A 4,600-nucleotide genomic window follows, 5' to 3' on the forward strand; every position below is an offset into this window, starting at 1 on the left:
TTACCTATTATTTTAGGTTGTTTCCTTCGCTTCCTGTTCATCTTTCGTTTGCTTGTCGGCATCTTGTCTGTCTTATTCTCTTGACGTAGCCCGCTACCCCTTCAAGAATAAGGCAGACAATATGCTCAACAATACACAAAATCTGCACAGGCTCTAACGACCGATTTGGGTTCAAAGGCCGCTTACAAGGCCACTTCTTCGTTTTGTTCAGTTGTTTCTGCTGGTTGTTCGGTTGCCAAATCACGCTCCACCATGCCGTCGCGCAGATGAATGGTGCGGTCGGTAAGCTTGGCAAGTTCTTCATCGTGCGTGACAATGACGAACGTTTGGCCGAACTTGTCGCGCAGATCGAAGAACAATTGGTGTAGTTCGGCCTTGTTCTTCGAGTCCAGACTGCCCGAAGGCTCGTCGGCCAACACCACGGCAGGCTCGTTAATCAGTGCGCGCGCCACGGCCACCCTTTGCTTTTCGCCCCCCGATAGCTCGGCAGGCTTGTGGTTAGCACGGTCGGCAAGGCCAAGAAAAGAGAGCAGTTCGTTAGCCCTTTGCATGGCCTCGCTCTTCTTCTTACCTGCGATGTAGGCTGGTATCATTACGTTTTCGAGAGCCGTAAACTCAGGCAGCAGCTGGTGAAACTGGAAGATAAAGCCCAAGTGTTGGTTGCGGAAGTCGCTCAACTTCTTACTCGATAGTGTGCCAACGTCCACACCGTCCACCACCACTTCGCCGCCGTCGGGTCGGTCTAGCGTACCGATAATTTGTAACAGCGTGGTTTTTCCGGCACCGCTAGGTCCAACGATGCTTACCACTTCGCCCTTGTTGATTTGCAAGTCGATGCCTTTAAGCACTTGCAACGAGCCGAAACTCTTGGTTATAGATTTTATTGTTATCATAATGAATTATATTTTTAGTAGTAAAGTCGTAAGGTAGTAAAGTAGTAAGTGCAAATGCTTATGAGGCAGAGTGGCAAATACTCTTGTTAATTCGTTAACTTGTAACCGCGCCAGCTAACCCCATAAAGATATTGGCTAAATTCCTCAAATAACTCCATATTGCTTTACCACTTCCTCCTCATCACTTACTACTTCCTCCTTATTCTCTTACTACTTCCTCCTTTCTCTTCATCACTTACTACTTCCTCCTTGTTCCCTTACTACTTACTACTTTCTCCTTACTACTTTACAACTCAGACTACTTCTTCAACTTCTTCACCCACTTTCCAACGTCCTCGTAGGCACTAGTCCCCTCGGTATGTTGTGGCTCGGCAAAGGTAAGTTCCTCGATGCCGTCGCCATATTGGTCGGGGAACACAATCATCAGATTGGTTCCAGAGAAATGTCTGGTTATCTCATCTGGCAGTCTGTCGAGCGCAGCTTTATAGCTAACGGTTCCCTTTCGTGCCGTAACCACCACGAAAAGATGGTCGGGTGCGATGGTGGCAGCCAGCGAAGGCAGTTCGTTCCAGTGGTTCATCAGCGCATATTCGGCACGCATAGAGGCGTGGCGGTTGCGAACAAACTCGTTGATAAGTGCCAATGTGTCTTGACGACCGTGGAAAACGATGCGGCATTCGAGGTTCAACACCACGCGCGCCAGACGTTCGAGCCAGCGATAGAAACCCGGTTCGTACTGCGCACGCGACGGAACGGCCACTTGTATGCGACGGATGGTGCTTAGTGGCTGGTTTAAACGCGCCATGATAATCTGCCGATTCAGTCCGTTGAACAAGCTTTGGTGGAACTGCCCCCAAAACTTTGGCGACACTTCCTTATGCGTATGCAAGCCGATGATAATCTCCGAGGCATGAAACTCGTTAAAGGCGTGCTTAATGCCGTTGGCAATGTTGGCCGCTATGCGCACCTGCGTTTGCGTTCGCACGTCGGTGGCGGCGGCGTATTTCGACACTTGGTCTAGCAGTTGTCGCCCCTTTTCTTGGTTGGCGCGCATGTTCTCGTCGTCGTAAACAAGGTTCAATGCGATGATACCGCGGTTTAGTTTGGGGTTGCGCATCATGATGGCCAAGCCCATAAGTCGGTTGGCGTACTCTGGATATTTCACGGGTACGAGCATACTTTCGTCGTCTTGCTCGCTTATTTCGCTTGCTGGTATGTTCTTTTCGCTAAGAATAAAGGTCTTGGCAGCCCGTTCGGTCATCACCGAAGAGATGATGCAGGTTATCAAAATCATGATAACCACGGCATTAAGAATGTCGTCGGTGATGAGATAACGGCCTGGTTCAACCTGTAAGTGCATGCCAACCATCACGATGGCGATAGCTCCGGCGGCGTGGGCAGAGGTTAAGCCGAACATCATTTGCCCCGAAGGTGCGGGCATTTTGAAACGCCAACTGGTGATGTAGGCCGCAATGGCCTTGCCCAATGTGCCAACAAGGGTGATGGCCAGCACCACCCAAACGATGCCTTGCCCTTGAAACAGCAGGCGAAGATTGATGAGCATGCCCACACCGATAAGGAAATAGGGAATGAAGATGGCGTTGCCGATGAACTCGATGCGGTTCATCAGCGGCGAAAGTCGCGGCACATAGCGGTTAAGAATAAGGCCGGCAAGAAACGCTCCGAATATTCCTTCGAGCCCAATGGCCGAAGAAACGGCCGCACTAAGGAAGAGAATGGCCATCACAAAGATGAATTGCATCACGGCATCGCTGTATCGGCGCAGGAACCAACGCGTTAGTCGGGGGATGAAAAAGGCCATTGCCACGCAGAATCCCACCACTTTTACCACGAACCAAAGCCAAAACAGCCCGCCTCCGCCTTCGTTGTGGGCGGCCACTATCATGGCCAGCACCACCAAAGAGAGGAACAAGGCAATCATGGTAGAGCCAACACTGAGCGATACGGCCGAGTTTCGTTGAAGTCCGTAGCGGCCAATGATGGGGTAGGCGATAAGTGTATTCGACGCCATGAGCGTGGCCAAGAGCAGCGAGGCAGGCATGCTGTAATGTAGAAACGTTGTTCCCAAGAGGTAAATGAGCACGAAGGGAACGATGAACGTGGCCAAGCCAAACACCATAAAGCGGTATTTGTTGCGTTTAAGGCTGCTGCTGTCCATTTCGAGAGCGGCCAAGAACATGATGTAATAAAGGCCCACGCGCCCGAAAAGCTCAAAAGAGTCGTCGCGTTTCAAGATGTTGAACCCATATTCGCCCACGGCAACGCCTGCCAACACCATGCCGATGATGTGGGGAATGCGCAATTTGCCCATCACGATGGGGGCAAAAAGGATGATGAGCATCACGATGAAGAATATCAACGTGGGGTCGGTTATGGGGAAGGCAGAGAACATTTTTCTTTCGCTTATGGGGTTTTTGGGGTTGATGATGCGGGGCGTTTGTAGCTAGAAAAGCTAGTTGTGCTAGGTATTCTTGGGTACATCCAGACGGCTTGTGCCATGCTTTGGCAGCGGCGTTGTTTGCCTTTATCACTGCAAAGTTGCAAAAAATATATCAAAAAGATGCGTATAAACGTGGAAAGTTGTACATTTGCAATGCAATATATCATTATTTTAAAAGAGAAGGAAATGAAAGTAGCAATTGTAGGCGCAAGTGGCGCGGTGGGTCAAGAGTTCTTGCGGATATTGTCAGAGCGTGCCTTTCCCATCGACGAACTATTGCTTTTCGGGTCGAAACGCAGCGCAGGTCAAACCTATATGTTTAATGGCAAGGAGCATGTTGTTAGGCTTTTGCAGCACAACGACGACTTCCGCGGCGTGGATATCGCTTTCGTGTCGGCTGGCGGAGGTACATCTAAGGAGTTTGCCGAGACCATTACGAAACACGGAACGGTGATGATAGACAATTCAAGTGCCTTCCGTATGGACCCCGAAGTGCCACTAGTGGTACCTGAATGCAATGCCGAAGACGCGCTGAACCGTCCGCGCGGCATCGTGGCCAACCCCAATTGCACCACGATTATGATGGTGGTGGTGTTGCAACCGCTGGAAAAGCTGTCGCACATCAAGCGCATTCGCGTGTCTAGTTACCAAAGCGCAAGTGGTGCAGGTGCTGCTGCTATGGCCGAATTGCAAACACAATACAGCCAATTGGTTAACGGCGAAGAACCCACAGTGAGCAAGTTTCCGCACCAACTGGCATATAACGTGATTCCGCAGGTAGACGTTTTCACCGATAACGGCTACACGAAGGAAGAGATGAGGATGTATCACGAAACGCAAAAAATTATGCACACCGACGCAAAGTGCTCGGCAACGTGTGTAAGGGTGAGCTCGCTTAGGTCGCATTCGGAAAGTGTTTGGATTGAAACCGAACGTCCGTTGTCGGTAGAAGAGGCACGTAAAGCCATCGCCGCCGCACCTGGTTGCACGCTGAAAGACGACCCTTCGCAAGGTGTTTACCCCATGCCGTTGGAGACGGGAGGTAAAGACGACATCTTTGTTGGCCGCATCAGAAAAGACTTGGCCGACGAAAACGGACTGACGTTGTGGCTAAGCGGCGACCAAATTCGCAAGGGTGCAGCACTTAATGCCGTGCAGATTGCCGAATATCTGATGAAGAACGATAAGGCGCTGACGAAGGGATAATACGCCTTTGTTTGGCAGAAAGTTATAGCAAAATACATCT

General features: G+C 50.5%; 3 protein-coding genes. 1 reads left to right on the plus strand and 2 read right to left on the minus strand.

Translation table 11 applies throughout. The annotated features are described in order from the left end of the window. Positions 1–182: 182 nt before the first annotated feature. Together BN93_RS10435 and BN93_RS10440 are read right to left on the minus strand one after the other, a co-directional pair. A complete protein-coding gene (locus BN93_RS10435) occupies positions 183–893 on the minus strand; it encodes an ABC transporter ATP-binding protein (protein ID WP_019188271.1) in 711 nt (236 codons plus the stop codon). A gap of 298 nt (positions 894–1,191) precedes the next feature. Then, the gene (locus BN93_RS10440; protein ID WP_019188272.1) at positions 1,192–3,306 is read right to left on the minus strand and encodes a cation:proton antiporter; all 2,115 of its coding nucleotides are present in this window, start codon (positions 3,304–3,306) and stop codon (positions 1,192–1,194) included. 234 nt (positions 3,307–3,540) lie between these two features. Here BN93_RS10440 and BN93_RS10445 point away from each other — a divergent pair, with 234 nt between their 5' ends. Then, complete coding sequence (locus tag BN93_RS10445) at positions 3,541–4,560, plus strand: aspartate-semialdehyde dehydrogenase (RefSeq protein WP_044260517.1); 1,020 nt, start codon at positions 3,541–3,543, stop codon at positions 4,558–4,560. Positions 4,561–4,600: the final 40 nt, after the last annotated feature.

The organism is Prevotella conceptionensis 9403948 (assembly GCF_000312305.1).
GTDB classification, from domain to species: Bacteria; Bacteroidota; Bacteroidia; order Bacteroidales; family Bacteroidaceae; genus Prevotella; species Prevotella conceptionensis.

Excerpts from the sequence above, each read along its gene's own strand:
- BN93_RS10445 (WP_044260517.1), top strand. The coding sequence starts at position 3,541 with ATGAAAGTAGCAATTGTAGGCGCAAGTGGCGCGGTGGGTCAAGAGTTC.
- BN93_RS10435 (WP_019188271.1), bottom strand. The coding sequence starts at position 893 with ATGATAACAATAAAATCTATAACCAAGAGTTTCGGCTCGTTGCAAGTG.
- BN93_RS10440 (WP_019188272.1), bottom strand. The coding sequence starts at position 3,306 with ATGTTCTCTGCCTTCCCCATAACCGACCCCACGTTGATATTCTTCATC.